This window comes from Sphingomonas sp. R647, assembly GCF_020177055.1.
Taxonomy (GTDB): Bacteria; Pseudomonadota; Alphaproteobacteria; order Sphingomonadales; family Sphingomonadaceae; genus Sphingomonas.
In genome coordinates, this window is sequence record NZ_JAIQXT010000002.1 from 623,798 (window position 1) to 648,513 (window position 24,716).

Below are 24,716 nucleotides of genomic sequence, written 5' to 3' on the forward strand. Positions count from 1 at the left end.
ATTAGGGAGAAAGACGACCGAGGCCAGCCCCTATCAGCGGGCGAATTCGACCGCGCGATAGGTGCCGACGCCGCCGCGCGCCATGATGTAGAGCACGACCGACTCCGCGCCCGATGCCTTGGCCGCGTTGACCAAGCGGGCGAAGTCCGCGGGCGTTTCGATCGGCTGGCGGTTGACCGAGGTAATCACGAGACCGCGGGTCAGCTGCTTCTGCGCCGCATCGCTCGCCGGATCCACGCCGACAACGACCACGCCCTTGGTCGCCGGATCAACGCCGATGGTGCGCGCGATCTGCGGCGTCAGCGCGGTGACGCTGATGCCGAGCGAGGCGGGGCCGGCCTGGGTCGCGTCGTCGCCGCCGGGTGCACCTTCATCGGCGTCGGGGTCGAACCCGCCGATCTGCTCCTCGGGCGGACGCTTGCCGACCGTAACCTGCACCGTGACCGGCTTGCCGTCGCGGATCAGCTCGATCGGGATGCGCGTGCCCGGGACGACGCGTGCGGCAAGATAAGACAGCGTCTGGTCGGGCGTGACGTCCTTACCGTCAATCTTGACGACGACGTCGCCCTGCTTGATCCCGGCCTTGGCTGCGGCCTCGCCCGGTTCGACCCGGCTGATCAGCTCGCCCTTGCCCTTGGGCACGCCGAACGATTTGGCGAGATCGTCGGTCAGCGGCTGGATGCCGACGCCGAGATAGCCGCGCTCGACGCTGCTGCCCTTCATCAACGTGTCGATGATCGGCTTGGCCTCGGTCGACGGGATGGCAAAGCCGATGCCGACATTGCCGCCGGTTGGCGACAGAATTTGCGAATTAATGCCGATCACATTGCCGTTGAGATCAAACAATGGGCCGCCGGAATTGCCGCGGTTGATCGACGCATCGGTCTGAATGAACCGGTCGAGCGGGCCGCCCTGTCCGGTCGCGCGGCTGAGTGCCGAGATGATGCCGGCGGTCACCGAGCCGCCCAGCCCATAGGGGTTGCCGATCGCGATCACCCAGTCACCGACGCGCGACTGGTTCGAATCGCCCAGCCGGACGAAGGGGAGGTTGGTCCCTTCTATCTTGAGCACGGCGAGATCAGTGGCGGGGTCACGGCCGATCAGCTTGGCGGTGTATTCACGGCGATCGGCCAGCGTCACCTTGATCGATTCGACCACGGCGCCGCGCTGGCCCGCCGAGATCACATGGTTGTTCGTGACGACATAGCCATCGGCGGAAATCAGGAAGCCCGATCCGAGCGATTCGGCCTGACGAGTAACCGGACGGCCACCGCTGCCGCCCTGCTGCCCGCCGAACAGGTCGCCAAACGGCGTGCCCGCGAACGGGTTGGTCTGGACCTGCACCCGCTGAGTGGTCGAGATGTTGACGACGGCGGGCTGAAGCTTGGCGACCATGTCGGCGAAGCTCATCGGCGCGCCGGCGCGGGGGACGGCGGCCTGGATTGCGCCGGGTTCGTTCTGCGCGGTCTGTGCGCCGGCCGGGTTCTGAAGCACCAGCGCCGCGCTCGCGCCGCCGATCAGGAGCGCGGAAGTGATCGCATAGGCATAGCGCACGGGAGTGGTTCCTTTGGTCATCTGGCCCTTGGAGTTGCGGCCCATTCCGGGCGTAGGTTCGGTCATCGGTGTATTACTCGCCTCAAATAGCTGAACGGCGATTGAATATGAACGAACCGACAGCCGTTGGGGTCCGGATCATTCCTGACGGCGAAGTCAGGACCTTAGCGGCCCTGACCCCGGAATTCGCGCAGATAGTCATTGTCCGGCGACAGGATGATCGAGGTCTCGCCCATCGGGTCGCGGCCATTGCCGATGAAGGTGGTGCGGTAGGACTGCATTGCGCGCCAGAAATCGTAGAATTGCGGATCCTTGTTGAATGCCGCCGCATAGATTTCCGCTGCCTTCGCATCGGCTTCGGCGCGGATGATCGTCGCGTCCTTCTGGCCGTTCGCGCGGATCGTCGTCGCCTCCTGCTGGCGCGCGGTGGCCATGCGGTTCAGCGCCGATTGCAGCGGGCTGCCCTCCGGCAGGTTTGCCTGCTTGATACGCACGTCGACGATCTCGACGCCGTACTGGCTGGCGTAACGCTGGAGGCCGGCCTGGATATTGTCCATCACCGCCGTGCGCTCAGGGCTCAGCAGTGACGCGAAGGTGCGCTTGCCGAGTTCGGCACGCAGGGCCGAACCGAACAGCGGCTGGAGCTGGTCGGCGACGCGGCGTTCGGTCCCGGCCGTCACCACCATGCGCAGCGGATCGACGACGCGGAAGCGGGCAAAGGCGTCGACCTCGAGCCGCAGCTGATCGGTCGAAAGTACGGGCTGGTTCTCAAGCTCGATGTCGAGCACGCGCTTGTCGACCCACACGACACGCTGGAGGAACGGGACCTTGACCTGAATCCCGGCGCCGGTGTTGCGGCCGAACTGCTCGTTCGGCTGGTATTTGTTGATCGTGCGCACGGGCTGTTCGAGCTGCAGGATCACTGCCTGCTTCGTCTCATCGACGATGAAGACCGTGTTGAACAGGACGAACAGCAAGGCGAGGGCGAGCCCGCCGAACAGGACGGGGCGGTTGAGGATGGTGTTCACTGTGCGCCTCCCTGCTGCTGCGCCGGCTGGGCCGGTTGTGCCGGTTGTGCCGGTTGTGCCGCCTGACCTTGCTGGACCTGCGGTTGCACGGGGTTACCGCGCGCTGCCGGGAGCGGAAGATACGGCGTCACGCCGCGCGTCTCGACCACGGTCTTGTTCGACTTGGCCAGCACCGCTTCCATGGTCTCGTAATAGAGACGGCGGCGGGTAACTTCGGGGGCGAGCCTGTACTGTTCGTAGATCTTGTCGAACTCGGTCGCCGCACCCTGGGCGCCGGCGAGCACCTGCTGCGCATAGGCGCGAGCCTGGTTGCGGTCGCCCTCTGCCGCCTGTTGCGCGGCGGTGACCTGCTTGAAGGCTTCGTCCACGGCCGCTGGAGCAGAGGCGTTCTTGATCGACACGCCGCGCACCCGCACGCCCGAATTATATTCGTCGAGGATCGCCTGCATCGTCTGCTGCACGCGCGCCTCGATCACGGTGCGGCCCGGGCCGATCGCGTCATTGAGGGTGACGCCTGCGACCGCGGCACGCATCGCGCTTTCCGCCGTCGCGCGCACCGTCGTGGTAGGCTCGGCGATCTGGAAGACGAAATCTTCCGGATTGGCGATGTCCCAGCGCACCGCATAAGCGAGATCGACGATATTCTGATCCTGGGTCAGCATCAAATTCTCGCCGCTACCCTGCGGGAAGTCCTCGTTGGTGATCTTCTGGACGTTGACCTTCTCAACCGTCGCGATCGGGGCGGGCAGGGTCATGCCGATGCCCGGCTCCATGGTGTAGGCATAGCGGCCGAGCAGCTTGACCACGCCGCGCTGTTCGGGGGTGATGACATGGACGCTGGTAAAGGCGATCCAGGCGAGTACCAGCAGGCCGGTTGCGATCAGTACGACCGGGCGGCTGGGCATGCCAGTGGGCAGCCCGCCGCGACCACCGCCGCCGCCGCTTCCCCCGCCGCCCTTGCGGGCGCGCTTTAGGAAATCGTCGAGGCTGCTGACGTTCGATTTGCCGCCGCGTTTGCCCTCGGGCGGAAACGCCCAGGGGTTGCGCGGCCCGCCGCTATCGCCCCCCGCGCCGTCGCCGCCGCTCTTGTCGCCGCTGCCGCCGCCCCAGGGGCCCTTGTTTTCGTTCCACAGCGCGCCGCCAAATCCGGTAGCGCGCGCGATCCAGCCATTCAGTCTCGCCATGTCTGTCTTTATAGGGACCGCGCGGCGGATTTACAGTGGCAGTGATCGAAACCCGTCCTATGTCGCGCGGCATGACCGATCAAACCGAACTTCAGGCGATCCTTGCCCCCATCGCCGCCGGACGCGCCACCGTGCGGGTGGAGGGCGCGCGCGCCAGCATCATCCTCGACGTGACCGGACTGCCGGAAGGGGCGCAGGACGCGCTGGAGGCCGATTTGCGCGCAGCTGCCAGCGTGCCGGGAATCGACGAGGTGCGAATCGCACGGACGGCGCAGCGGGTGACCCGCCGGCTGATTGCGGTGGCGAGCGGGAAGGGAGGGGTGGGCAAGTCCACCGTTTCGGCCAATCTCGCCATCGCGCTGGCGCGGGCGGGGCGGAAGGTCGGGCTGGTCGATGCCGATATCTATGGCCCCTCGCAGCCCAAGCTGATGGGCGTCGAGGGGCGCAAGCCGGTTGCCCACGACAAGAAGCTGGTTCCGCTCGCCACCGCCTATGGCGTGCCGATGCTGTCGATGGGCGGGCTGGTCGAGGAGGGGCAGGCGATCGCCTGGCGCGGGCCGATGGCGGCGGGCGCGCTGACCCAGCTGGTCGATGCGAACTGGGGTGCGGCGGATACGTTGGTGCTCGACCTGCCGCCCGGCACTGGCGACGTGCAGCTGACGATGATCCAGAAGCATCGCCCGACCGGCGCGGTGATCGTGTCGACGCCGCAGGATCTGGCGCTGATCGACGCGACGCGGGCGATCGACCTGTTTGCCAAGGCGGGTATCCCGGTGATCGGGATTGTCGAGAATATGGCGGGTTATGCCTGCCCGCATTGCGGCGAGGTGTCGGACCCGTTCGGGCGGGGCGGGGCCGAGGCGGCGGCGGAGCGGCTGGGCGTGCCGTTCCTTGGGCGCATCCCGCTCGATATCGCGATTCGCACGGCTTCGGACGCAGGCACGCCCCCCGCTGCCGGGAACGGGGTCGAGGGCGCGGCGTTTGCTGAGGTGGCCGGGAAGGTGAATGCCTGGCTGGACACCCAGAAAGGCTGAACCATGCCGATGACCGACGATGCCGACATCAAGGCGCTGCTGGAAGGCGCGCGGACGATTGCGTTGGTCGGGGCGAGCGACCGGCCCGATCGTCCGAGCTATCGGGTGATGGCGATGCTGCAGGACCATGGCTATCGCGTTATCCCGGTCAATCCGCAGATCACCGGTGAGCATCTGCATGGGGAGTTCGTGTTCCGCGAGCTCGCCCAGATCGGCGAGCCGATCGACATTGTCGACATCTTCCGGCGGCCGATTGCTGCTGGCGAGGCGGTGGATGAGGCGATTGCGGTCGGGGCCAAGGCGGTGTGGATGCAGCTTGGCGTGGTCAATGACGAGGCCGCTGCGCGGGCCGAGGCGGCGGGGCTGAAGGTGGTGATGGACCGCTGCCCGGCGATCGAGATTCCGCGGCTAGGCGTTTCCAAGATCGCGCAGGGTGCCGACTAGCCGCTCGACGTCGCGGGCGTCGTGGTAGAGGCCAAAGCCGATCCGCAGCACATCGCCGCGGACGTCGGTAATGATGTCCTGCTCCATCAGCGCTTCTTTCCAGGCCGGGGCTTGCGGTGAACGCAGGGCGAGGAAACGGGCGCGCGGGTCGCTGCCAGGGTTGAGCAATTCCGCGTCGGCGAGCGCTGTTTCGGGCAGGGCGGCCAGCAGCTGGTCTCGCAGCGGCGTGACGTGCGCGTTGATCGCGGCGGTGGTCAGCCCTTCTTCGGCGAGCATGTCGCGGATGGCAACAAATCGGTAGATTCCGCTGGGGTCGAAGGTCGATCCCATGAAGCGCATTGCATCGGCGGCATAGCCGATTTGGCCCGGCGGCGGTGCTTCCAGATCGGCGAACTCGGCGTACCAGCCGGTGATTTCGGGGCGCGGGCCGAAGCCGGGCGGGCAGTGGAGAAAGGCGACGCCTTCGCCCGCCATGGCGTATTTATAACCGCCGGCGGTGTAGAAGATGCGGTCGGCGACCGCCGACAGGTCGGTCTCCATCGCCATGAAGCCGTGATAGCCGTCGACCACCACCCATGGACCGTCGGGCCGGGCGAGCGCGGCGAGGTCGGCGATGGCCCCGAACACCGCTCCGGTTTCGAACATCACCTGGCTGACGAAGGTCAGGTCGTGGTTCCCGCCACGCGCCGCGGCGAGGAAGCGGGCGTCGAAGTCGGCACCGCGCGCCACCGTGTCGAGCGTGATCCGGCCGCTTTCGATCCAGCGCTGGGCCTGACGGCGGAAACTGTGAAACTCGCCGTCGCTGGCGAGGATGCGCAAGGGGCGCTCGCTGCGGGCAGAGACGATGCGCAGGATCAGGTCGTGGGTGTTGCCTGCGAAGGTCACCGACGACGGGTCGGGCAGTGCCAGTTCGGCGGCGACATGGGCCTGCGCGGCGGGCCAGATCTCGCCCATCACCCGGTCCCATTTGCGGTCGGCGAGCCGCGCGGCGTCCTGCCATGCCGCCTGATGGCCGACGAACGATGCGTCGGGCCAGAGGTGATGGCTGTGCGCGGCGAAGTGCAGCCGGTCCGGGGCTGCGGCGAGCGAGCGCTGAAAGAGGTGCTTGTAGCTCGTCACAGCAGCGTTCTCAGCGTCCAGAGTTCGGGGAAGGCGCGCTTGGTCAGCGTGGACTGGAGGTAGGACGCGCCGGGCGTGCCGCCGGTGCCGGGCTTCATGCCGATCACGCGGGTGACGGTCAGCACATGCTTGTGCCGCCAGGTCGCGAGCGCGTCGTCGATATCGACCAGCTTTTCGGCGAGCTGGTACAGCTCCCAATGCGTGCCCGGCTCGCGATAGACCTTGGCCCAGGCGGCCTCGACCTGTGGATCGGCCTCATAAGGCTTGGCCCAGTCGCGGTTCAGCGCGGCTTCGGGCAGGTCGAACCCGGCGCGGGCGAGCGCGGCATTGGCTTCGTCCCACAGGCTTGGGTTTGCGCCATAAAGCTCGGTCAGCGGCCCCGGAACCCCGCCACCGCGTAGCCCCAGCATCGTTTCGACCGCGCGGAACTGGTCCGACTGGAACCCGCTGCTCGATCCCAGCACGTCGCGGAAGCGGGTGTAATCGCTCGGCGTCATCGTGGTCAGGATTTCCCAAGACAGCGTCATCACCGCCTGAATCCGGCTGACCCGCGCAAGGCCCTTATACGCCTCGACCAGCCGGTCGCCGCGGACGAGGTCGAGCGCGACCTCAAGCTCGGCGATCATCTGCTTGAGCCAGAGTTCCTTGGTCTGGTGGATGACGATGAACAGCAGCTCGTCATGCTCGTCCGAAATCGGATGCTGCGCGGTCAGCAACTGGTCGAGCGCGAGGTAGCGCCCATAGGTCATCGGTTCGGTCATGCCGGTGTCCCTGCGGCAAAACTGACGACAATGCTGACAAAAAATGCGTGTGTACGGGAGGTGTGAGCCGGGGCGGGGGCAGGGGTTGGTCGCATGCGATACGGGTTAGCGCATCGCATGCCTTGTAGGAAAACCGTTTCTGCGCCCCGCGCGCCGTTTAATCCCGCAGCAGTTCGTTGATCCCGGTCTTGCTGCGGGTCTGGGCGTCGACGGTCTTGACGATCACGGCGCAGTAGAGGCCCGGGCCGCCGTCCTTGCCGGGGAGGGTGCCGGGGACCACCACGGCATAGGGGGGCACTTCGCCGCGATAGATGTGGCCGGTGGCGCGGTCGACGATCTTGGTGCTCGCGCCCAAATAGACGCCCATCGAGAGGACCGCGCCCTCGCCGACGCGGACGCCTTCGGCCACTTCGGCGCGGGCGCCGATGAAGGCGCCGTCACCGATGATCACCGGATCGGCCTGAAGCGGTTCGAGCACGCCGCCGATGCCGACACCGCCGGACAGGTGGACGTTCTTGCCGATCTGCGCGCAGCTGCCGACGGTGGCCCAGGTATCGACCATCGTGCCTTCACCGACGAACGCGCCGATATTCACGAAGCTGGGCATCAGCACGACGTTGCGGCCGATATGCGCGCCGTGGCGCACCACGCTGCCCGGAACCTGACGGAAGCCTGCCTGCCGGAAGCGCGCGTCGTCCCAGCCCGCAGTCTTGAGCGGCACCTTGTCGAAGCCGCCATGGCCGACCGCATTGTCGTTGATGCGGAAGGAGAGGAGCACGGCTTTCTTGAGCCACTGATTGACCTGCCAGCCGCCGTCGACCGGCTCGGCGACGCGCGCGGCACCGCTGTCGAGCAGGTTCAGCGCCTCGGCCACTGCCTCCCGCACCGCGCCGGTGGTGGCGAGCGAGATGTTGGCGCGGTCTTCCCAGGCGGCGTCGATCGTGGCGGCGAGGTCGGTCATGGATGCTCCTGAATGGTTTCGAGCCAGTGGCAAATGTCGTGGGTGATATGGTCGATGAAGCTGCGGTCGGCGTCAGGCGCCTGTTCGGAGCCATTATCGACCCAGACGGTGGTCATGCCGATCGCCTTCGCCGGCGCGAGGTTGCGCGCCATGTCCTCGACGAACAGCGCGCGCTTCGGATCGATGCGATAGGCTTCGCAGACGCTGGCATAGGCGTGCGGGTGCGGCTTGGGGTGGTAGCTGCTGGCGTGGACGTCGTGGATCGCCTCGAAATGCTCACGGATGCCAAGCCGGTCGAGCACCTTTTGCGCATAGGGCGCGTCGGCATTGGTGAAGACCAGCTTGCGCCCCGGCAGCTTCGCAATCGCGGCGGCGAGCGGGGCGTTGTGTTCGAGGATGTCGATCTCGATGTCGTGGACGTCGGCGAGGTACTCGTATGGGTCGACGCCATGATCGGCCATCAGCCCGGCGAGCGTGGTGCCGTGGCTGATAAAATAGTCCTTTTGCACGCGGTGCGCGGCGTCGGGATCGAGGTTTAGCAGCCGCGCGACATAGGCGCCGATGCGCGCGTTCATCTGCGGAAACAGGTCGGTGCTGCCCGGATAGAGCGTGTTGTCGAGGTCGAACAACCAGGCGTCGATATGGGCGAGGTCGGGGCGCATGGCGGGGCGTTTAGGGGGGATGGGGGCGGAGGGGAAGGATGGGATTTGTTGGGGCGTTTAAATCCTCCCCGGAACGGGGAGGTGGCAGCGCGCAGCGCTGACGGAGGGGGCTCGAGGCACTGGATTCCTTTGCCTCGGGGCCCCTCCACCACGCCGCTTCGCGTCGCGGTTCCCCTCCCCGTTCCGGGGAGGAATTGGTTGGCGTAGCTGAAGTCCATCTTGAGTAGCAAAACGCAACTGGCATTCCCATCTCTGTGGCTATGACAGCCTATTCCCTGCTCGACCTCGTCCCCATCCTTCAGGGCGGAACCGCCAGCCAGTCCTTTGCCGCCGCCGCCGATCTGGCGCGGCATGCGGAAAGCGAGGGGTTTTCGCGCTATTGGGTGGCCGAGCATCACGGCATGGCGGGGATTGCGAGCGCGGCGACGGCGGTGGTGATCGCGCATGTCGGCGCGGCGACATCGACCATCCGCGTCGGCGCGGGCGGGATCATGCTGCCCAACCATGCACCTTTGGTGATCGCCGAACAGTTCGGCACGCTCGACGCGCTGTTTCCGGGGCGGATCGACCTGGGGCTGGGGCGTGCGCCGGGGAGCGACATGACCGTGGCGCGGGCGCTGCGCCGTACGCTGGAGAGCAGCCCGGACGGGTTCCCGCGCGATGTGATGGAGCTGCAGAGCTACTTCGCCGATGACGGCCAGACCGGCATTCGCGCTGTGCCGGGTGGTGGTGCGAAGCCCGAATTGTGGATTTTGGGGTCGAGCCTGTATGGCGCGCAGCTCGCCGCGGCGCTGGGGTTGCCCTATGCGTTCGCGTCGCACTTTGCGCCGGGTGCGCTGGATGAGGCGCTGGAGGTATATCGCCGCCAGTTCCGCCCTTCGGCGGTGCTCGACCAGCCCTATGCGATGGCGGGGTTCAATGTCTTTGCCGCAGACACGGATGCGGAGGCGGAGCTGCTCGCCAGTTCGATGCAGCAGGCGTTTGTCGCACTGCGCACTACCGGGACCGGCGTGCCGCTGCCGCCGCCAGTGCCGGGGTACCGCGACGGCCTGCCGCCCCAGGCGCGGGCAATGCTCGACCATGTGCTGGAATGCACCTCGATTGGCGGGCCGGACGCGATCCGCGCGGGGCTCAAGGGCTTTATCGCGCGGACCGGGGTGGATGAGGTGATGCTGACCAGTTCGATCTTTGACCCTGAGGCGCGCAAGAAAAGCATCGCGATCGCCGCCGCCGCGATGCGCCATCTGGCCGCCTGAATCCCGCCTGAATTGGTCGCCACCACGAAGAGCGGGGGCTGTTCAGGGGGCTGAACGAGGGAGTTGTCGGCACGTGTCCGCATCCAAGCCAGCCATACGGTGCCATCTCGGCATCCACCGCCCGCGCCGCCGCGACCGCCCCGGCCGCGGCGAGTTCGAGACGCAGTGCCGCGATTGCGGATGTGATCTGGTGTTGAGCCCGGTGACCGGGCGGTGGCGGTTTGTCGGCGTGATGGGGTAGGGCGGCTGGCAATCCTTGCCGTCACCCCCGCGAAAGCGGGGGCCCATCTCCCGGACTGTCCGCCCGCCGCGCCGGTGCAATTTGCCGATCCTGAAGGAGATCGGCCCCCGCTTTCGCGGGGGTGACGGTTTTGGCTCGTATCGGTCTTAGCCCGCCGTCGCCGCTGGCAGCCGCAGCCGCACCATCAGGCCGCCGAGATCCTCGCTTTCCTCCAGCGTGACGGTGCCGTCGTAAATCTCCGCGACGTCGCGGACGATGGCGAGGCCAAGGCCGGTGCCGGGCTTGCCGGTGTCGAGCCGTACGCCGCGGTCGAAGATGCGGATGCGGTCGGGTTCGGGGATGCCGGTGCCGTCATCCTCGATCAGGATTTCGACAAAGCCGGCCTCGATCCGTACGGTCACGAACACGCTGCCTCCGCCATATTTGGCGGCGTTTTCGACGAGGTTGCCCATGATCTCGTCAAGGTCCTGACGCTCGATATGCGCGACCAGATCCTTTGGTCCGTCGGTGTCGATGCGGACATGGGGGTAGAGGCGGGCGACCGCGCGCTCGACCGATTCGACGCTGGGCCACACGGGCGCGCGGCTGTGCGCGCTGCCGCGACGGCCGACCGCACGGGCGCGGGCGAGGTGGTGGTCGACCTGACGGCGCATCGTCCGCGCCTCGCGCACCACCGTGGTCGGCAGGTCGTCGGACTGTGCGGTCGCGGCGTTCATGATGACGGTCAGCGGCGTCTTGAGCGCATGGGCGAGGTTGCCGGCGTGGCGGCGTGCTTCCTCGGCCTGGCGGTCGTTATGGGCGACGAGACCGTTCAGTTCTTCGACCAAAGGCGCGACTTCGGCGGGCATCGCGCCCTCGATCCGGGGGGTTTCGCCGGTGCGGAGCTTCTGGATCGCGATCCGCAGTTTGCGCAGTGGGAGCAGGCCGTACCAGGTCTGCAGCGCGGCCATGGCGATCAGGCCGGCGGCGAGGAGCAGGAAGCTGCGCACCAGCGTCTTGCGCAGCGCGGCGATCTGCGCGTCGAGCACTTCGCGCGTCTGGGCGACCTGAAAGCGCCAGCGCACGGGCGATCCGGGCAGGCGCACGTCGCGTTCCACCACGCGCAGCTTCTGGTCCATCTGCGTCGAATCATAGGAATGCAGGTCGAGGTCGTCATGCGTCTGCCCCGCATCGAGGCGGCGGTCCCACAGCGAGCGTGACGGGAACGGCTCATAGCCCGGGCCCGACACCTGCCAGTAGAGGCCGGAATAGGGTTCGAGGAAGCGTTGGTCGGACAGCTGGCGATTGAACGCGACCTTGCCCTCGGCATCGAGTTCGGCCGAGACGATCAGCGAGTTCAGCAGATATTCGAGCCCGTCGTCGAAATTGCGCGTGACCGCTCCGGTCAACACGCGATCGAGAGCGAAGCCGCCGCCAACGAGCAGCAAGGAAATCCACGCCGCCGCGATCAGGATCATCCGGCGGCTGAGCGATCCGGTGCTGGGCGTGTAGGTGCGGGGAGCGGGGTCGCCGGGACGCGTTTCGATCGGCGCTGCCACGTCCTGCGCCGGCGTGCGGCGCACGAACGGGAAGGAGCGCGACAGCGTCAGGCCGGCGGCAACCTCAGGCACCGGCCTCCGCCGGTTCCTCGAGGCTGTAGCCAAGGCCACGGATGGTGGTGATGACGTCGGCGCCCAGTTTCTTGCGGATGCGCGTCACGAACACCTCGATCGTGTTCGAATCGCGGTCGAAATCCTGATCGTAGATATGTTCGATCAGCTCGGTGCGGCTGACCACCTTGCCCTTGTGGTGGAGCAGATAGGACAGGAGCTTATATTCCTGCGCGGTCAGCTTCACCGGGTCGCCGGCCTTGGTCACCTTGCCGCTGCGGGTGTCGAGGCGGATGTCACCCGCGATCAGTTCGGCGCTGGCATTGCCTGACGCGCGGCGGATCAGCGCGCGGAGGCGGGCGATCAGCTCTTCGGACTGGAAGGGCTTGGCGACATAATCGTCGGCGCCGGCGTCAAGCCCGGCAACCTTGTCCGACCAGCTGTCGCGCGCGGTGAGCACGAGCACCGGGGTGGTCTTGCCCTCCTTGCGCCAGCGGTCGAGCACGGTCAGTCCGTCCACTTCGGGCAGGCCGAGGTCGAGGACGATCGCGTCGTAATTTTCGGTCGAGCCGAGGAAATGGCCTTCCTCGCCATCGCTTGCGGTGTCGACGGCATAGCCCGCGCCTTCTAGCGTGGACTGGAGCTGGTTGCGGAGATTGGGTTCGTCCTCGACGATCAGAACGCGCATCGTGTTTCCCTCTTTATCGCCGGTTCAGCCGCCGGAACGGCTCATCACCTGACCGGTGCGGCCGTCGACATCGACCCAGATGACGTTTCCATTGCGCAGGAACTTCAGCGTGTAAATGCCGGTTCCCGAATCGAAGTCGAAGCCGAGATAGCGGGCGCCCTGACGCTCCATCTGCGGCACCACCCGCGCTTCGATCGCGCGTAGCGGCAACAGCTTGCCCTGCATGCGGCCCGCGCGCGCAGCCTCCTGGTCGCTGCGCCGATCTTGCGGCGCAGCGTGAACCGGGGCAGCGGCGGCGAGAAACGCGCCGAGACAAAGGACACCAAACATCTTCATGACTTGGATGGCATAGCCCCGCCGCGTTGAACAGCCCGTGAATGCGGCCGAAAGGCGGCTGAAAGCATCGGGCTGCGCGCGCGGCTTGCCCGATGGGCCGCGTGGCCCTACCTGCCCCCGCCATGGCTGCACCTGTATTGTCCTATGAAAAGCTCGGCCTGATCCAGGGATCGGGCTGGTTGTTTCGCGAACTCGACATCCATATCGGCGCGCGCGACCGGCTGGCGCTGATCGGGCGCAACGGCGCGGGCAAGACGACGCTGCTCAAGCTGATTGCGGGGCAGGTCGATGCGGACGAGGGGCGGCGGACGATCCAGCCGGGCACGCGCGTGGTGATGCTGGAGCAGGAGCCGCGCATGGCCGGCTGTGTCACGCTGATGGACTATGTCCTGTCGGGTGACGATGCGCCGGTGCGGCATGAGGCGGAGGCGATTGCCGACCAGCTGGGCATCGATCTGTCCCGCGAGGCGGCGACCGCGTCGGGCGGCGAGCGGCGGCGGGCGGGCATCGCGCGCGCGCTGGCGCAGGATCCCGACGTGCTGCTGCTCGACGAGCCGACCAACCATCTCGACATCCATGCGATCGAATGGCTGGAAGAGTGGCTGACCCGCTATCGCGGTGCATTCGTCGTGATCAGCCATGACCGTACTTTCCTGACCCGGCTGACGCGGCAGACGCTGTGGCTCGACCGCGGGTCGATGCGGCGCGCGGAAGTCGGCTTTGGCGGGTTCGAGGCGTGGACCGACCAGGTCTATGCCGAGGAGCAGCGCGCGGCCGAGAAGCTCGACGCGCGGTTGAAGCTGGAGGAGCATTGGCTGCAGCGTGGCGTGACCGGGCGGCGCAAGCGCAACCAGGGGCGGCTGACCAAGCTGTACGAGATGCGCGCCGAACGCGCGGCGATGACGGGACCCGCGGGCGCGGCGAACCTGACCACCGCATCGGACGATTCGAAGACCAAGGTGGTGATCGACGCCAAGGGTGCGTCCAAATCCTATGGCGACCGCCCGATCATCCGCGACCTGACGTTGCGGATCACGCGTGGCGACCGCATCGGCATCGTCGGCAAGAACGGCGCGGGCAAGTCGACGTTGCTCAAGCTGCTGACCGGCGAGATCGAGCCCGATACGGGAAGCGTGAAGCGCGCCAAGACGCTCGACGCGGTGATCATCGACCAGCAGCGCAGCCGGATGCAGCCGGACAAGACGGTGCGCGAAGTCGTCGCCGATGGCGGCGAGTGGGTCGATGTGCTTGGCGTGCGCAAGCATATCCATGGATACCTCAAGGAGTTCCTGTTCGCGCCTGAGATGGTCGAGGCGAAGGTGGGGACGCTGTCGGGTGGCGAGCGTTCGCGCTTGCTGCTGGCGCGGGAGTTTGCGCGGCCGTCGAACCTGATGGTGCTGGACGAGCCGACCAACGATCTCGACCTCGAAACGCTCGACCTGCTGCAGGAAGTGATCGCGGATTATGACGGCACGGTGCTGATCGTCAGCCATGACCGCGACTTTCTCGATCGCACGGTGACGATGACGATCGGGCTCGACGGGTCCGGCACGGTCGACATGGTGGTCGGCGGCTATGCCGATTGGGAAGCCAAGCGGAAGGTGCGGACCGAGTCGAAAAAGGCCGCGCTCAAGACTGCGCCGGTGGCGGAGGCGCCCAAGGCGCGGACCAAGCTGACCTACAAGGATCAGCGCGATTACGACCTGCTGCCCAAGCGGATCGAGGAGCTCGACGCGGCCATCGCGCGCGATGAGGCGGCGCTGGCCGATCCGGAGCTGTATTCCAAGAACCCGAAGAAGTTCGACGCGCTGATGGCGGCGATTGCCAAGGCGCGTGACGAGAAGGATGCGGCGGAGCTGCGCTGGCTGGAGCTGGCAGAGATGGTTGAGGGGTTGGGGTGAGCTACTCGGCTTCGTAATAGGCGCGGCCTTGGCGCCGGCGCAGCAGTCGCCAAAGGGGCGCACGCTCGATACTCTCCAGATCGAACGAAACTGCTATCGCCCCTTCCCGGATCGCGCTCCACTCTCGTTCCACGCTCTGTCGCTCAAGCCGCTTGGCACGATCGAAAGCGTGCTCCGGGTTGCGGGCGAACACATAGCGCACCGCGATGTAACCGCGCATTTGCTGCCCATCGCCCTGTGGTGCGAAGTGATGAGTCAGCGTGGCGTCCAGGCAAACGGAGTAGCAAGGCATCACGGTCTTGTGCGTGTGGACGCGTTGACGTTCAAGCCAATCCCTACGCGCCGGTCTCGATGAGATTTCGCTGCCCCACCCCAACCCCTCCCCTGAAGGGGAGGGGCTATTAAGCCGGCACCACCACGTCAATTGCGCGTTCGGCGACGCGCACCGTTACCGGCACGCGGGCGAGCACTTCGCCATCGATCGAAATGCTGCGGCGGGGGCGGGCGTCGAGTTTCAGCTCGGCGCCGCGAAACTCTTCGACCAGCTTTTCGCGGCCGCGCAGGCGAAAGAAGCGGGCGTACCAGTCCCATGCCAGCCGCCAGCGGTTGCGGCCGGTGACGACCTGAATCATCATGTCGCCGCTTTCGACGCTGGCTTCGTCGCTCATCACCACGCCGCCGTGGAATTTGCCGTTGAGGATGCGGACCTCGCTTGCCCACATGCGGTGCGCCCCGCGCGCGTCGGTGACGGTGACGCGGAACGGGCGGAAGCGGGCGAAGCACCACAGCGCCCAGGCGAGATAGCCGACGCGGCCCGCATATTTCTTGAGGTTATGCGGCACCGTCTTGCCGATCATCGGCGACAGGCCCATCGCCGCGGCGTTGGCGAAATAGTCGCCGTCGATCATGCCGAGATCGACGCGGCGGCGCTTACCGGTGGCGATCGCATTGATCGCGCCGTCGAGGTCGAGCGGAATGCCGAGCGTCCGCGCGAAGCTGTTAGCGGTGCCGAGCGGGAGCACCGCAAACACGACATCCTTGCCGACGACATCATCGACCACGCCCGACAGCGACCCGTCGCCGCCGCCGACGATGACCATTGGCGCGCCGCTGCGGATCGCGTCGCGGACGGTGTCGTCGAGCAGGTCGGGGTCTTTCACCGGATGCGCTGCGATCAGGCGGATGCCGGCCGCTTCGATCTTTTCGCGCGCCTGATCGAACAAGGCTTCGCCGCGCCGTGACTTGGCATTGACGATCAGCACGGCTTCGCGCGGGACGGGCAGGGTCGTTGTCATCGCGCAATAACTGCGTGGGGGCTTGGAAGGTCCATCGCCCGATCAGTAAAGCAGCACACGTTCGTCAATCTCCCGGAACACCGGCAGGTCGAGCGTGGCGGTGTCGGCCCAGCCGACATGGACGACATCTTCAAAATACCAGCGGTCATGGTGGCCGTCCGATTTGGAGTTGCTGCGCAGTGTCACGCGCTGGCCAAAGGGTAGACGCACGATCCACTTGTCGAGATTGGGGCGATATGGGGTCTGGTTGGCGACGTTGAAGCGCAGCCATAGATGGTCATTGCCCTCCATCCGCGTTGCGACCGGGACGCGCGACTCCTCAATCTCACCGAGCGCACCATAGCTTGTCGTCGGCGCGAAGTTGGTGCGGCCTTCATAGTCGATCCGGTGAACCCAGCCGCGCTCGCTGTCATGCGGCGGATCGAATGGCAGCTCGCGCGGCAGGGCATTGCGCACGCCCGACCAGGGCATCCCGCGCGCCGCCTTGTCCCAATGGATGTGGACATGCTGGATCGCGAGCCTGCCCCTCACAGGCGCTTGCCGTGTCGCCCGGCGAGATCGACGACATATTGCCAGGCGACGCGGCCCGAGCGGCTGCCGCGTCGGGTCGCCCAGTTGATGGCCTCCGCCGCGTCAAACGGCAGGCCGTGGTCGGCGGCATAGGTCTGGACGATCGCGACATAGGTGTCCTGATCGATCGCGTGGAAGCCGAGGCTGAGGCCGAAGCGGTCGGCGAGGGCAAGGCTGTCGTCGATGCTGTCGCGCGGGTTGATCGCGCTCGCCTGTTCCTCAAGGTTGCGCGGGATCAGGTGGCGGCGGTTGGAGGTGACGAACAGGCGCGTGTTCGCCGGACGCGCCTCGGCCCCGCCCTCCAGCAGCGAGCGCAGCGCGCGGCCGTCCGATGCTGCGTCGAAGCCTAGATCGTCGAGGAAGATGACGAAGGCGCGGGGGGTGTCGGCGAGTTGCGCGAACAGGGCGGGGAGCGTGTCGAGCGCGTCGGCCTGTGCCTCGACCAGCGCGATACCGCCGCCTTCGGCCTGAACGGCGGCGATCGCGGCCTTGCTCAGCGCCGATTTGCCGGTGCCGCGTGCGCCCCACAGCAGCGCGTCATGCGCGGGAAGACCGGCAGCGAGGCGGCGGACATTCTCGACCAGCGTGGTTTTCTGCGCGTCGATCCCGACCAGTTCGGACAGCGGTAGCGGCGCGAAGGCGCGGGCGGGCTGAAGGAAGTTCCGGTGCCAGACATAGGCGGGATGCGCGGTCAGGTCCGGCGCGGGCGGCGGTGGCGGCGCGAGCCGTTCGAGCGCGGCGGCGATGCGGTCCAGCGGGTCGGTCATCGGCCCGAGGGCTAGGGGGTGGGGCGGGGGAAGGCAAATAAATCCTCCCCGGCACGGGGAGGTGGACCGCCGCGAAGCGGTGGTGGAGGGGGCCCGAGGCAATGGAGTCCGGTGCCTCGGGCCCCCTCCACCAGCCTGCGGCTGGTCCCCCTCCCCGTTCCGGGGAGGATTTGAATTATGCCAGTTTCGCCAGCAGCGCTTCGGCGGCGCCCTTGTCCGTGAAGCCGGGGGTGGCGAGTGCGGCGCGGGTTTCGGTCACGGCTTCGGCCTTGCGGCCGGCATCGGCATAGGCCTGGGCCAGTTGCCAGCGCAGCATCGGGTGGCGCGGGGCGAGGGTTACGGCCTTGCGCAGCAGCTCGATCCCGCCCTTGTCATCGCCGCCCTGCGCCAGCGCCCAGCCCATTGCGCCCGCGACTGCGGGGTTGCTGGGCGCGATGATGTAGGCCGCCTCGGCATAGTGCGCGGCGCGGTCGGGCTCGCCGGCGCCGGCATAGGCGAAGGCGAGTTCGGCGAGCAGTGCCGCGTCGCGATTGCCGATGCGCAGGCGGATCGCTTCGAGCGAATCGATCGCCGCGTCGAAATCGCCCGCCGCCGCCTGCCAGTGGGCGGAGAGCCGCAGCGCGGACAGGTTGAACGGGTTTTGCGAGAGGAACAGCGCGAGCGTCGTGGACGCCGTCTGGCGCTGGCCCGAGCGGTCGAGCGCTTCGACGAGTCGCAGCATGGCCGGTTCGTCGAAGCGGATGCCAGCGGCGGTCTTGTACCATGGCACCGCATCGCCGGGGCGCTTGAGCAGCATCAACACGTCGCCGACCAGACTGGCCGATGCCGGGGCGCCGGGGTTGCGGCGAGCGACGGCTTCGGCGCGGGCGAGCGCTTCGGAGCCGCGTCCCTGCTCGATCAGGCCACGCAGCAGCGGGATCAGCGTCTTCGGATCGTCACCACCCGCCTTCGATGCAGCCGCGGCGAGGATCGGGAGCGAATCGTCCGAGCTGAACCAGTCGGGATTGTCGCGCACCGGCAGCGCCGCGCGGTCGAAATAGCGTGCCGCTTCGGCCCGCTCGCCGATCCGCTCATAGCCGCGCGCGACGAGGGTGAGGGAATAGGTGTCGGCGTCGCCGCGCGCGACGACTGGGCGCAGCACGTCGATGCCGTTCTTCGACGCGTCGGCGCGGAGCAAGGCGGTCGCGAGCAGCTTGCGCGCGCCGATGTTCATCGGTTGCAGGGTGATCAGGGTGCGGAGCTTCTCGATCGCGCGGGCATAGGCGCCTTCCTCCAGATCGAGCGCGCCGCCGAGCAGCAGGCCGCCGGGCAGCTGGCCGACGCCGCCGCCTGCGCGGGTCAGCAGCTGGCGCGCAAGGTCGAAGCGCTGCGCGCGGGCGGCGAGGACCGCCTGAAGATACAGCGCCTGCGGGCTGCGCGGGCGGACCTCCATCGCGCGGCGGGTGAGGTCGAGCATCGCGCGCGTTTGGCCGGCATCGCCGAGCGTCGCGGCGTACTGGATCAGGGTGGCGTGGCGGTAGGGGTCGCGCTGCAGCGCGCGGTCGAACCAGGGGAGCGAGGCGACGAGGCCATATTGAGTGCGCACCAGTTCACCGCGCAACAGCAGCGCGTCGGTATTGCCCTTGTCGAGATCGACCGCCTTGGCGCTCGCCTCGATCGCGCCGACCACATCGCCAGCGTTGAAGCGGAAGCGGCCGAGTTCGGTCCAGGCGTCGGCGCTTTGCGGGGCGAGGCGGATCGCGGCCATCGCCGAGTCCTGTGCGGCGGCGAGGTTGCCGCCCGCGACATAGGCGCGGGTCTGGACGCGCAGGGCGTAGAGGCGGTCGGCCTGAGGTGCCTTGCGGCTTTCGACCAGCGCGCGGCGTGGGTCGCCCTGCAACAGGATTGCGTGCGCCATCAGCGCGTGGGTGCGGGCGGGCGCGATGCCGCTGTCGAGTGCGCGGCGCAGCGCGGCTTCGGCGGCGACGCCCTCGTCGAGCGCGAGGTTGGCGCGGGCGAGGGCGAGATGCGCCTCACCCCAGGCCGGGTCGGCGCGGACCGCGCTGAACGCCTGGCTGCGCGCGGCCGAGGCGTTGCTGGCCTTCAGATAGGCTTCACTGCGCGCCAGTGCTTCGCGCGCGGCGGCGGGGTCGGGGCCGTCGGTGATGACCGATTTGAACGCGAAGATCGCGACGGCGAAGGCTGCAAGGCACAGGCCGAAGACGACGGCGCGCCGCAGCGTGACGCCGCGCCGTGCGCGTGCTTCGCCCGATCGGCGACGGCGGCGGGGTTCAGGGCTGGAGGTCATAGGCCTTCATCAGGTCATAGAGGGTCGGGCGGCTGATCCCGAGCAGGCGCGCGGTGCCGGAGATATTGCCCTCCGCGCGGGCGAGGGCATGGGCGATGGCGCGGCGGTCTGCGGCTTCGCGGATCGCCTTGAGGTTGATCGGTTCCGCGACCGCTGCCGGCGCGAGGTCGAGATCGGCGGCGGTGACGAGCTTGCCGTCGGCCATGATCGTCGCGCGTTTCACGCGGTTTTCCAGTTCGCGGACATTGCCCGGCCAGTGCCAGGCGTCGATTGCGTCGAGTGCGTCGGGGGCGAAGCTCTTCGTGGGCAGCTTCATCGCGGTCGCATGCTTGTGGAGCAGGTGGCGCGCGAGCAGGCCAGCGTCGCCGGGACGCTCGGCAAGGCTGGGGATGCGCACGACGATTTCGGCGAGGCGATAGTAGAGATCCTCGCGGAAGCTATTCGCGGCGACCATCGCGTCGACGTCTTGATGCGTGGCGCACACGACGCGGGTGTCGACCGGGATCGGCTTGCGCCCGCCGATGCGCTCGATCACGCGTTCCTGCAGGAAGCGGAGCAGCTTGACCTGAAGCGGGAGCGGGACGTCGCCGATTTCGTCGAGGAACAGGGTGCCGCCCTGCGCCTGTTCGATCTTGCCCTCGGTCGTCTTCACCGCGCCGGTGAACGCGCCCTTTTCATGGCCGAACAGTTCTGATTCGAGCAGGGTTTCGGGAATCGCGGCGCAGTTGATCGCGACGAACGCGCCCTTGCGCCCGCTCGCCTCGTGCAGCCCGCGCGCGAGTAGTTCCTTGCCGGTGCCGCTCGCGCCGAGCAGCATGACCGAGACATCGGCGGGGGCAACGCGCTCGATCGTGCGGGTAACCTTGAGCATTTCGGGCGCGCCGGTGATGATCCCGCCCAGCGCATTGCCGCTCTCGGCGCGCGCGGCGAGGCGGCGGTTTTCGGCTTCGAGCGCATGGACGTGGAAGGCGCGCGCGACGATCAGGCCGAGCGCGTCGATGTCGATCGGCTTTTGATAGAAGTCCCACGCCCCCATCGCGATGGCGCGCAGCATCGATTCATGCGCCCCATGGCCGGAAGCGACGATCACCTTGGTATCGGGTTTGAGCGCGAGGATCGCTTCGAGCACTGCGAACCCCTCGCTGGTGCCGTCGGGATCGGGCGGCAGGCCGAGGTCGAGCGTGACCACCGCCGGCTCCTCGGCGCGGAGCAACGCGATGGCGCTTTCGCGGTCGCCGGCGGGCAGGATCTGATAGCCCTCATAGGCCCAGCGCAGCTGGCGCTGCAGGCCGGGATCGTCCTCAACGATCAGCAATTTGGGGAGCGGGGCGGGCTTGTCGGTCATGCGGCGTTTCCAAGGGCGTTGGTGTCGGCGCGGGCGGCGCGCAGGGTGACGCGGAAGCGGCTGCCGCGCCCTTCCGCGCTCGAGACGTCGAGGCGTCCGCCCATCTCTTCGGTCAGCTTGCGCGCTTCGAACGCGCCGATCCCGAAGCCGCCGGGCTTGGACGAGACGAACGGGCGGAACAGCTTTTCGCGGATGAAGGCGGGCGACATGCCACAGCCGCGATCGATCACGTCGATCGCGACCGCATCGCCAAGCTCGACGATCCCGAGGGTGACGCGCGCGTCGGGCTCGCTCGCGTCGATCGCATTCTGGACGAGGTGGCCGAGCAGGGTTTCGAGGCGGGCGGGATCGGCAATGGCGATCGGATCGCCCTTGCTGACCACTTCGATCGGGTGGCTCGCCTCACGACTGCGGGCGAGGCGGCGGAGCAGCGGGGCGAGCGGCATGGCGACGGGCGGGTCGGTGCGCGCGCGGTGATGCTGGGACAGGCGCGCGAGCAGGTCGTTCATGCGCCCCGACGAATCCTGCAGCGTTGCGACCATGTCGGCGCGGAATTCGGGATTGTCGGCGTGACGCTCGGCATTGCGCGCGACGAGGGTGAGCTGGCTCACCAGATTCTTGATGTCGTGCATGATGAAGGCGAAACGGCGGTTGAACTCGTCGAACCGCTCGGCTTCAGCCAGCGCTTCCTGCGCGCGTTCCTCGGCGATGTGGCTGGCGACCTGGCGGCCGGCGGCCTTGAGCAGGTCGAAATCCTCCCAGTCGAGCGCGCGGGGCACTGGCGGACGGGCGAGGACGATTGCGCCGGCAAGGCGCTGCTGGTGCGGCAGTGGCACGACGACCCATGCCTGATCCCAGGCGCGGATCGATGGCGGCACCGCGTCGGCACCCTCGCCGGTGTCGAGTTCGATGACATGGCCGGGATCGACCCGGTCGAGCTGCCAGCTTTCGCCATAGGCGGCGGGCAGGTCGGCGCGCGCGACGTTCCAGCCAGCGCCGACGGTCAGGCCGTTGCCCTGTGGGAGTAGCAGCACGCCTGCGGGAGAGTCGGTGAGGTCCGCCAGCGCCTTGACGATGCGTTCGTCGAGCGAGGCCGCGCCGTCGGGCTCGCCCAGCGTCTCGGTGAAGCGCATCCATTCGGCGCGATAGTCGTAGCGGTGGCGGAAGAAATGCTTGGCGAGCTTGACCTTGATCCACGCGCGCAGCCACGAGCTGGACACGAGCGTCAGGATCGCGGCGGTCGATCCGAAGACGAAGGCGGTCTGGAGCAGCCGGGCGTTGGGGCCGCCGATCGCCGCGAGCGCGCTGGTGGCGGCGGCGAGCAACGCGACATAGACCCCGACCGCAACCAGCGTGAGCGTCTGGTAGATGACGGTCCGCGACATCTCGACCGGCCGCTCGCCGCGATGCTGGAGCCCGGCGGCAATCGCCATCGCGATCAACGCCAGCGCAAACCCGCGCACCGCGACCAGCTGAAGCGGCCAGCGTTCGACCAGCCAAGCGACGGCGAGCAGGTTGATGTCGACCAGCCACATTGCGCCAAGCGCGAGGATGACGGGGCGCACCGCATGGCTCTGGCGCGGGGCGAGCGCGCTGTGCTGGCCCTGAACCAGCAGCAAGGCGGCGACGGTCGCCAGCATCTTGAGCAGCAATGCCGCGTCGAGCACCGGGCGGGGAAGGTCGCTTGCGGCGCTGGTCAGCACGTCGAGCGTTGCGGCCATCAGGATGACGACGGCAACGACGCCGAACACCGTGCCGATCGCGGCGGGTGGCCGCTCGATCGCGCCGCTGCGGTAGAGCGCGACCATGAAGCCGAACCAGGCGAGGGTGCGTGCGGCGCCTGCGATCTGGGTCATCAGATCGTTCTCGCCGATCCCCGCGACGGCCAGCGCCCACAGCGCGGTCATCGCCAGCGCCGCGATCAGCGGGATGCGCGGCATCGCCGCCCCGTCGCTGCGCAATGCCCACAGGCCGAGTGCGCCGAACAACAAGGCAGCGAGCGCATGGCCCCAGAGGATCAGCGTCGCCAGCATGAAGTTACCGCGCCCCGTCCGGGAACAGCACCACGCGCAATGTCTGGAGCAGGATCAGCAGGTCGAGGAAAGGCGAGTAGTTCTTGGCGTAATAGAGGTCATATTCCAGCTTCTGCCGGCTGTCCTCGATCGACGCGCCATAGGGGTAGTTGATCTGCGCCCAGCCGGTGATGCCGGGCTTCACCATGTGGCGTTCGGCATAATAGGGCAGCTGCTGCTCCAGATCTTCGACGAACTGGGGGCGTTCGGGGCGCGGGCCGACGAAGCTCATTTCGCCCTTCAGCACGCTCCAGCATTGCGGTAGTTCGTCGATGCGGACCTTGCGGATGAAGTTGCCGACGCGGGTGATGCGCGGATCGTCCTTCGCGGCCCACACCGCCTTGCCCGCGACCTCGGCATCCTGCCGCATCGAGCGCAGTTTGATGATGTCGAAGCCTTGGCCGTAGAGGCCGACGCGGCGCTGGCGATAGAAGGCTGGCCCCTTGCTCTCGAGCTTTACCGCGAGCGCGCCGAGCAGGATCACGGGCAGCGTGAGCGCGAGCAGGATCACGCTGGCGGCGATGTCGAACAGCCGTTTGAACATGCTCGACAGCATTCGGCCCGACGAGAAGCCATCGGAGAAAATCAGCCAACTGGGGTTGACCGACTGCAGGTCGACGCGACCGGTTTCGCGTTCGAGGAAGGTCGAGATTTCGTTGACGTGCACGCCCGTGGTCTTGATCCGCAGCAGATCTTTGAGCGGGAGCGCGTTGCGGCGTTCCTCGAGCGCCAGCACGACTTCGCTGGCGTTGAGCAGCACGACATGGTCGGCGAGATTGTAGATGGCGTCGCGCGCGATGGCTTCGGGGATGACGCGGTTCGCCTCGCTCATCGAAACATAGCCGACGACGACGAAGCCCGATCCGGGTTTCTTGGACAGGACCTTGAGCCGTTCGGCGCGCGGGCCGGCGCCGAGCACGACGACGCGACGCTTGAACACCTGGCTGCCCAGTGTCTTGCCGAGCAGGATGCGCAGCGCGAACAGGGCGACGAACGAGGCGAGCATCGCGTAGAGCAGGTTCGAGCGCCAGAAGGTCAGCGCGGGGACCAGGAAGAAGATCACCGAGAGGAAGATCGTGCCGAGCGACACCGCGACGAGCAGCCGCGCGGTGGCGACGCGGTTCGACTGGAGCGAGTCCGCGCCATAGACCCCGACCGCGATCATCGCGAGTTCGAGGCTGGCGACAAAGCTCAACATCTGGGGGATGCGGGTGACGATCGGATCGACGGCCATGTCGATCTGATGCGCGCGGTAGATCCAGCCGAATTCGGCGGCGGCGAACAGCAGCACGACGTCGAACAGCGCCAGCAACAGCACCGCATTGGGAATATAGTGTTTGAACAAGCGGATCATGCGGTTGGAGCCTAATGCGCGAGTGTAAACAAATCCGACACCGGCCCCGATGTCGGCGAAATTGACGAAGAAATGCTGAACGGGCGGAAACCCGGGTTGATATATGTGTTTGTCGGGGGAGGCCGCCGCCGCCTATGGGATCGTGGCGGCCGGGTTCGGAAGGGCAGTAGATGAGTGACAATGAAGCGATCGTCCCGGTGATCCTGTCGGGCGGTGCGGGAACCCGGCTATGGCCGATGTCGCGTCCCGAACGGCCCAAGCAGATGCT

General features: G+C 67.4%; 23 protein-coding genes. 5 read left to right on the top strand and 18 right to left on the bottom strand.

Annotation, left to right across the window (positions count from 1 at the left end):
- Positions 1 to 33: 33 nt before the first annotated feature.
- From K9B35_RS06955 to hflK, 3 genes are all read right to left on the bottom strand, one after another.
- Positions 34 to 1,575, bottom strand: coding sequence for a Do family serine endopeptidase (locus K9B35_RS06955; protein ID WP_224921125.1), 1,542 nt, complete (start codon positions 1,573 to 1,575; stop codon positions 34 to 36).
- Positions 1,576 to 1,718: 143 nt separating this feature from the next.
- Positions 1,719 to 2,582, bottom strand: a complete 864-nt coding sequence (gene hflC, locus K9B35_RS06960; protein WP_224921071.1) for a protease modulator HflC — start codon at positions 2,580 to 2,582, stop codon at positions 1,719 to 1,721.
- On the bottom strand, positions 2,579 to 3,766 hold the full coding sequence (gene hflK, locus K9B35_RS06965) for a protease modulator HflK (protein ID WP_224921072.1): 1,188 nt from the start codon (positions 3,764 to 3,766) through the stop codon (positions 2,579 to 2,581). The genes hflC and hflK overlap by 4 nt, the downstream gene beginning before the upstream one ends.
- Before the next feature lie 71 nt (positions 3,767 to 3,837).
- On the opposite strand from hflK, the gene K9B35_RS06970 reads away from it, so the two are divergent.
- Together K9B35_RS06970 and K9B35_RS06975 are read left to right on the top strand one after the other, a co-directional pair.
- On the top strand, positions 3,838 to 4,800 hold the full coding sequence (locus K9B35_RS06970; protein WP_224921073.1) for a P-loop NTPase: 963 nt from the start codon (positions 3,838 to 3,840) through the stop codon (positions 4,798 to 4,800).
- Between the two features lie 3 nt (positions 4,801 to 4,803).
- Entirely contained in the window at positions 4,804 to 5,244 is a 441-nt protein-coding gene (locus K9B35_RS06975; protein WP_224921074.1) for a CoA-binding protein, read from the top strand.
- Here K9B35_RS06975 and K9B35_RS06980 read toward each other — a convergent pair.
- The 4 genes from K9B35_RS06980 to K9B35_RS06995 all read right to left on the bottom strand — a co-directional run bounded on the left by K9B35_RS06980 (position 5,209) and on the right by K9B35_RS06995 (position 8,747).
- Positions 5,209 to 6,363: an aminotransferase class V-fold PLP-dependent enzyme gene (locus K9B35_RS06980; RefSeq protein WP_224921075.1), complete on the bottom strand. Its 1,155-nt coding sequence runs from the start codon at positions 6,361 to 6,363 to the stop codon at positions 5,209 to 5,211. The two genes, K9B35_RS06975 and K9B35_RS06980, sit on opposite strands and share 36 nt — an antisense overlap.
- Positions 6,360 to 7,124, bottom strand: coding sequence for a tryptophan 2,3-dioxygenase (locus tag K9B35_RS06985; protein WP_224921076.1), 765 nt, complete (start codon positions 7,122 to 7,124; stop codon positions 6,360 to 6,362). The genes K9B35_RS06980 and K9B35_RS06985 overlap by 4 nt, the downstream gene beginning before the upstream one ends.
- Positions 7,125 to 7,281: 157 nt before the next feature.
- Complete coding sequence (gene dapD / locus K9B35_RS06990; RefSeq protein ID WP_224921077.1) at positions 7,282 to 8,085, bottom strand: 2,3,4,5-tetrahydropyridine-2,6-dicarboxylate N-succinyltransferase; 804 nt, start codon at positions 8,083 to 8,085, stop codon at positions 7,282 to 7,284.
- On the bottom strand, positions 8,082 to 8,747 hold the full coding sequence (locus K9B35_RS06995; RefSeq protein ID WP_224921078.1) for a pyrimidine 5'-nucleotidase: 666 nt from the start codon (positions 8,745 to 8,747) through the stop codon (positions 8,082 to 8,084). Before K9B35_RS06995 ends, dapD begins: the two co-directional genes overlap by 4 nt.
- A gap of 260 nt (positions 8,748 to 9,007) precedes the next feature.
- Between K9B35_RS06995 and K9B35_RS07000 the strand changes: the two genes are divergently transcribed.
- Positions 9,008 to 10,003, top strand: coding sequence for an LLM class flavin-dependent oxidoreductase (locus K9B35_RS07000; protein ID WP_224921126.1), 996 nt, complete (start codon positions 9,008 to 9,010; stop codon positions 10,001 to 10,003).
- Between the two features lie 387 nt (positions 10,004 to 10,390).
- Here the strand turns inward: K9B35_RS07000 and K9B35_RS07005 are convergent, their stop codons facing one another.
- The 3 genes from K9B35_RS07005 to K9B35_RS07015 form a co-directional block, all read right to left on the bottom strand.
- Entirely contained in the window at positions 10,391 to 11,701 is a 1,311-nt protein-coding gene (locus K9B35_RS07005) for an ATP-binding protein (protein WP_224921127.1), read from the bottom strand.
- Positions 11,702 to 11,846: 145 nt separating this feature from the next.
- Complete coding sequence (locus K9B35_RS07010) at positions 11,847 to 12,521, bottom strand: response regulator transcription factor (RefSeq protein ID WP_224921079.1); 675 nt, start codon at positions 12,519 to 12,521, stop codon at positions 11,847 to 11,849.
- A gap of 24 nt (positions 12,522 to 12,545) precedes the next feature.
- Complete coding sequence (locus tag K9B35_RS07015; protein WP_318245959.1) at positions 12,546 to 12,851, bottom strand: hypothetical protein; 306 nt, start codon at positions 12,849 to 12,851, stop codon at positions 12,546 to 12,548.
- A 128-nt stretch (positions 12,852 to 12,979) separates the two neighbouring features.
- On the opposite strand from K9B35_RS07015, the gene K9B35_RS07020 reads away from it, so the two are divergent.
- Entirely contained in the window at positions 12,980 to 14,758 is a 1,779-nt protein-coding gene (locus K9B35_RS07020) for an ABC-F family ATP-binding cassette domain-containing protein (protein ID WP_224921081.1), read from the top strand.
- Between the two features lies 1 nt (position 14,759).
- On the opposite strand, the gene K9B35_RS07025 is transcribed toward K9B35_RS07020, so the two are convergent.
- From K9B35_RS07025 to K9B35_RS07060, 8 genes are all read right to left on the bottom strand, one after another.
- Positions 14,760 to 15,050, bottom strand: coding sequence for a hypothetical protein (locus K9B35_RS07025; protein WP_224921082.1), 291 nt, complete (start codon positions 15,048 to 15,050; stop codon positions 14,760 to 14,762).
- A 109-nt stretch (positions 15,051 to 15,159) separates the two neighbouring features.
- Positions 15,160 to 16,053, bottom strand: coding sequence for a diacylglycerol/lipid kinase family protein (locus K9B35_RS07030; protein ID WP_224921083.1), 894 nt, complete (start codon positions 16,051 to 16,053; stop codon positions 15,160 to 15,162).
- Positions 16,054 to 16,095: 42 nt separating this feature from the next.
- On the bottom strand, positions 16,096 to 16,584 hold the full coding sequence (locus K9B35_RS07035; protein WP_224921084.1) for a hypothetical protein: 489 nt from the start codon (positions 16,582 to 16,584) through the stop codon (positions 16,096 to 16,098).
- Positions 16,581 to 17,390, bottom strand: a complete 810-nt coding sequence (locus K9B35_RS07040) for an ATP-binding protein (RefSeq protein ID WP_224921085.1) — start codon at positions 17,388 to 17,390, stop codon at positions 16,581 to 16,583. The genes K9B35_RS07035 and K9B35_RS07040 overlap by 4 nt, the downstream gene beginning before the upstream one ends.
- A gap of 175 nt (positions 17,391 to 17,565) precedes the next feature.
- A complete protein-coding gene (locus K9B35_RS07045; protein WP_224921086.1) occupies positions 17,566 to 19,677 on the bottom strand; it encodes a tetratricopeptide repeat protein in 2,112 nt (703 codons plus the stop codon).
- Positions 19,661 to 21,022 carry a PEP-CTERM-box response regulator transcription factor gene (gene prsR, locus K9B35_RS07050; protein ID WP_224921087.1) on the bottom strand — a complete coding sequence of 454 codons (1,362 nt, stop codon included), beginning with the start codon at positions 21,020 to 21,022 and terminating at the stop codon, positions 19,661 to 19,663. Before prsR ends, K9B35_RS07045 begins: the two co-directional genes overlap by 17 nt.
- Positions 21,019 to 23,055, bottom strand: coding sequence for an XrtA/PEP-CTERM system histidine kinase PrsK (prsK, locus tag K9B35_RS07055; RefSeq protein WP_224921088.1), 2,037 nt, complete (start codon positions 23,053 to 23,055; stop codon positions 21,019 to 21,021). The genes prsR and prsK overlap by 4 nt, the downstream gene beginning before the upstream one ends.
- A 4-nt stretch (positions 23,056 to 23,059) precedes the next feature.
- The gene (locus tag K9B35_RS07060; RefSeq protein ID WP_224921089.1) at positions 23,060 to 24,448 is read right to left on the bottom strand and encodes a TIGR03013 family XrtA/PEP-CTERM system glycosyltransferase; all 1,389 of its coding nucleotides are present in this window, start codon (positions 24,446 to 24,448) and stop codon (positions 23,060 to 23,062) included.
- A 170-nt stretch (positions 24,449 to 24,618) separates the two neighbouring features.
- Here K9B35_RS07060 and K9B35_RS07065 point away from each other — a divergent pair.
- On the top strand, positions 24,619 to 24,716 hold a 98-nt coding region (locus tag K9B35_RS07065; protein ID WP_224921128.1), incomplete at its 3' end, for a sugar phosphate nucleotidyltransferase.

What these genes read in the sequence shown, in the direction of transcription:
- K9B35_RS06955 (WP_224921125.1), bottom strand. Translation starts at nt 1,575, where the DNA reads ATGACCAAAGGAACCACTCCCGTGCGCTATGCCTATGCGATCACTTCC.
- hflK (WP_224921072.1), bottom strand. Translation starts at nt 3,766, where the DNA reads ATGGCGAGACTGAATGGCTGGATCGCGCGCGCTACCGGATTTGGCGGC.
- K9B35_RS06970 (WP_224921073.1), top strand. Translation starts at nt 3,838, where the DNA reads ATGACCGATCAAACCGAACTTCAGGCGATCCTTGCCCCCATCGCCGCC.
- K9B35_RS06975 (WP_224921074.1), top strand. Translation starts at nt 4,804, where the DNA reads ATGCCGATGACCGACGATGCCGACATCAAGGCGCTGCTGGAAGGCGCG.
- K9B35_RS06985 (WP_224921076.1), bottom strand. Translation starts at nt 7,124, where the DNA reads ATGACCGAACCGATGACCTATGGGCGCTACCTCGCGCTCGACCAGTTG.
- dapD (WP_224921077.1), bottom strand. Translation starts at nt 8,085, where the DNA reads ATGACCGACCTCGCCGCCACGATCGACGCCGCCTGGGAAGACCGCGCC.
- K9B35_RS06995 (WP_224921078.1), bottom strand. Translation starts at nt 8,747, where the DNA reads ATGCGCCCCGACCTCGCCCATATCGACGCCTGGTTGTTCGACCTCGAC.
- K9B35_RS07000 (WP_224921126.1), top strand. Translation starts at nt 9,008, where the DNA reads ATGACAGCCTATTCCCTGCTCGACCTCGTCCCCATCCTTCAGGGCGGA.
- K9B35_RS07005 (WP_224921127.1), bottom strand. Translation starts at nt 11,701, where the DNA reads ATGATCCTGATCGCGGCGGCGTGGATTTCCTTGCTGCTCGTTGGCGGC.
- K9B35_RS07010 (WP_224921079.1), bottom strand. Translation starts at nt 12,521, where the DNA reads ATGCGCGTTCTGATCGTCGAGGACGAACCCAATCTCCGCAACCAGCTC.
- K9B35_RS07015 (WP_318245959.1), bottom strand. Translation starts at nt 12,851, where the DNA reads ATGTTTGGTGTCCTTTGTCTCGGCGCGTTTCTCGCCGCCGCTGCCCCG.
- K9B35_RS07020 (WP_224921081.1), top strand. Translation starts at nt 12,980, where the DNA reads ATGGCTGCACCTGTATTGTCCTATGAAAAGCTCGGCCTGATCCAGGGA.
- K9B35_RS07025 (WP_224921082.1), bottom strand. Translation starts at nt 15,050, where the DNA reads ATGCCTTGCTACTCCGTTTGCCTGGACGCCACGCTGACTCATCACTTC.
- K9B35_RS07030 (WP_224921083.1), bottom strand. Translation starts at nt 16,053, where the DNA reads ATGACAACGACCCTGCCCGTCCCGCGCGAAGCCGTGCTGATCGTCAAT.
- K9B35_RS07040 (WP_224921085.1), bottom strand. Translation starts at nt 17,390, where the DNA reads ATGACCGACCCGCTGGACCGCATCGCCGCCGCGCTCGAACGGCTCGCG.
- K9B35_RS07045 (WP_224921086.1), bottom strand. Translation starts at nt 19,677, where the DNA reads ATGACCTCCAGCCCTGAACCCCGCCGCCGTCGCCGATCGGGCGAAGCA.
- prsR (WP_224921087.1), bottom strand. Translation starts at nt 21,022, where the DNA reads ATGACCGACAAGCCCGCCCCGCTCCCCAAATTGCTGATCGTTGAGGAC.
- prsK (WP_224921088.1), bottom strand. Translation starts at nt 23,055, where the DNA reads ATGCTGGCGACGCTGATCCTCTGGGGCCATGCGCTCGCTGCCTTGTTG.
- K9B35_RS07060 (WP_224921089.1), bottom strand. Translation starts at nt 24,448, where the DNA reads ATGATCCGCTTGTTCAAACACTATATTCCCAATGCGGTGCTGTTGCTG.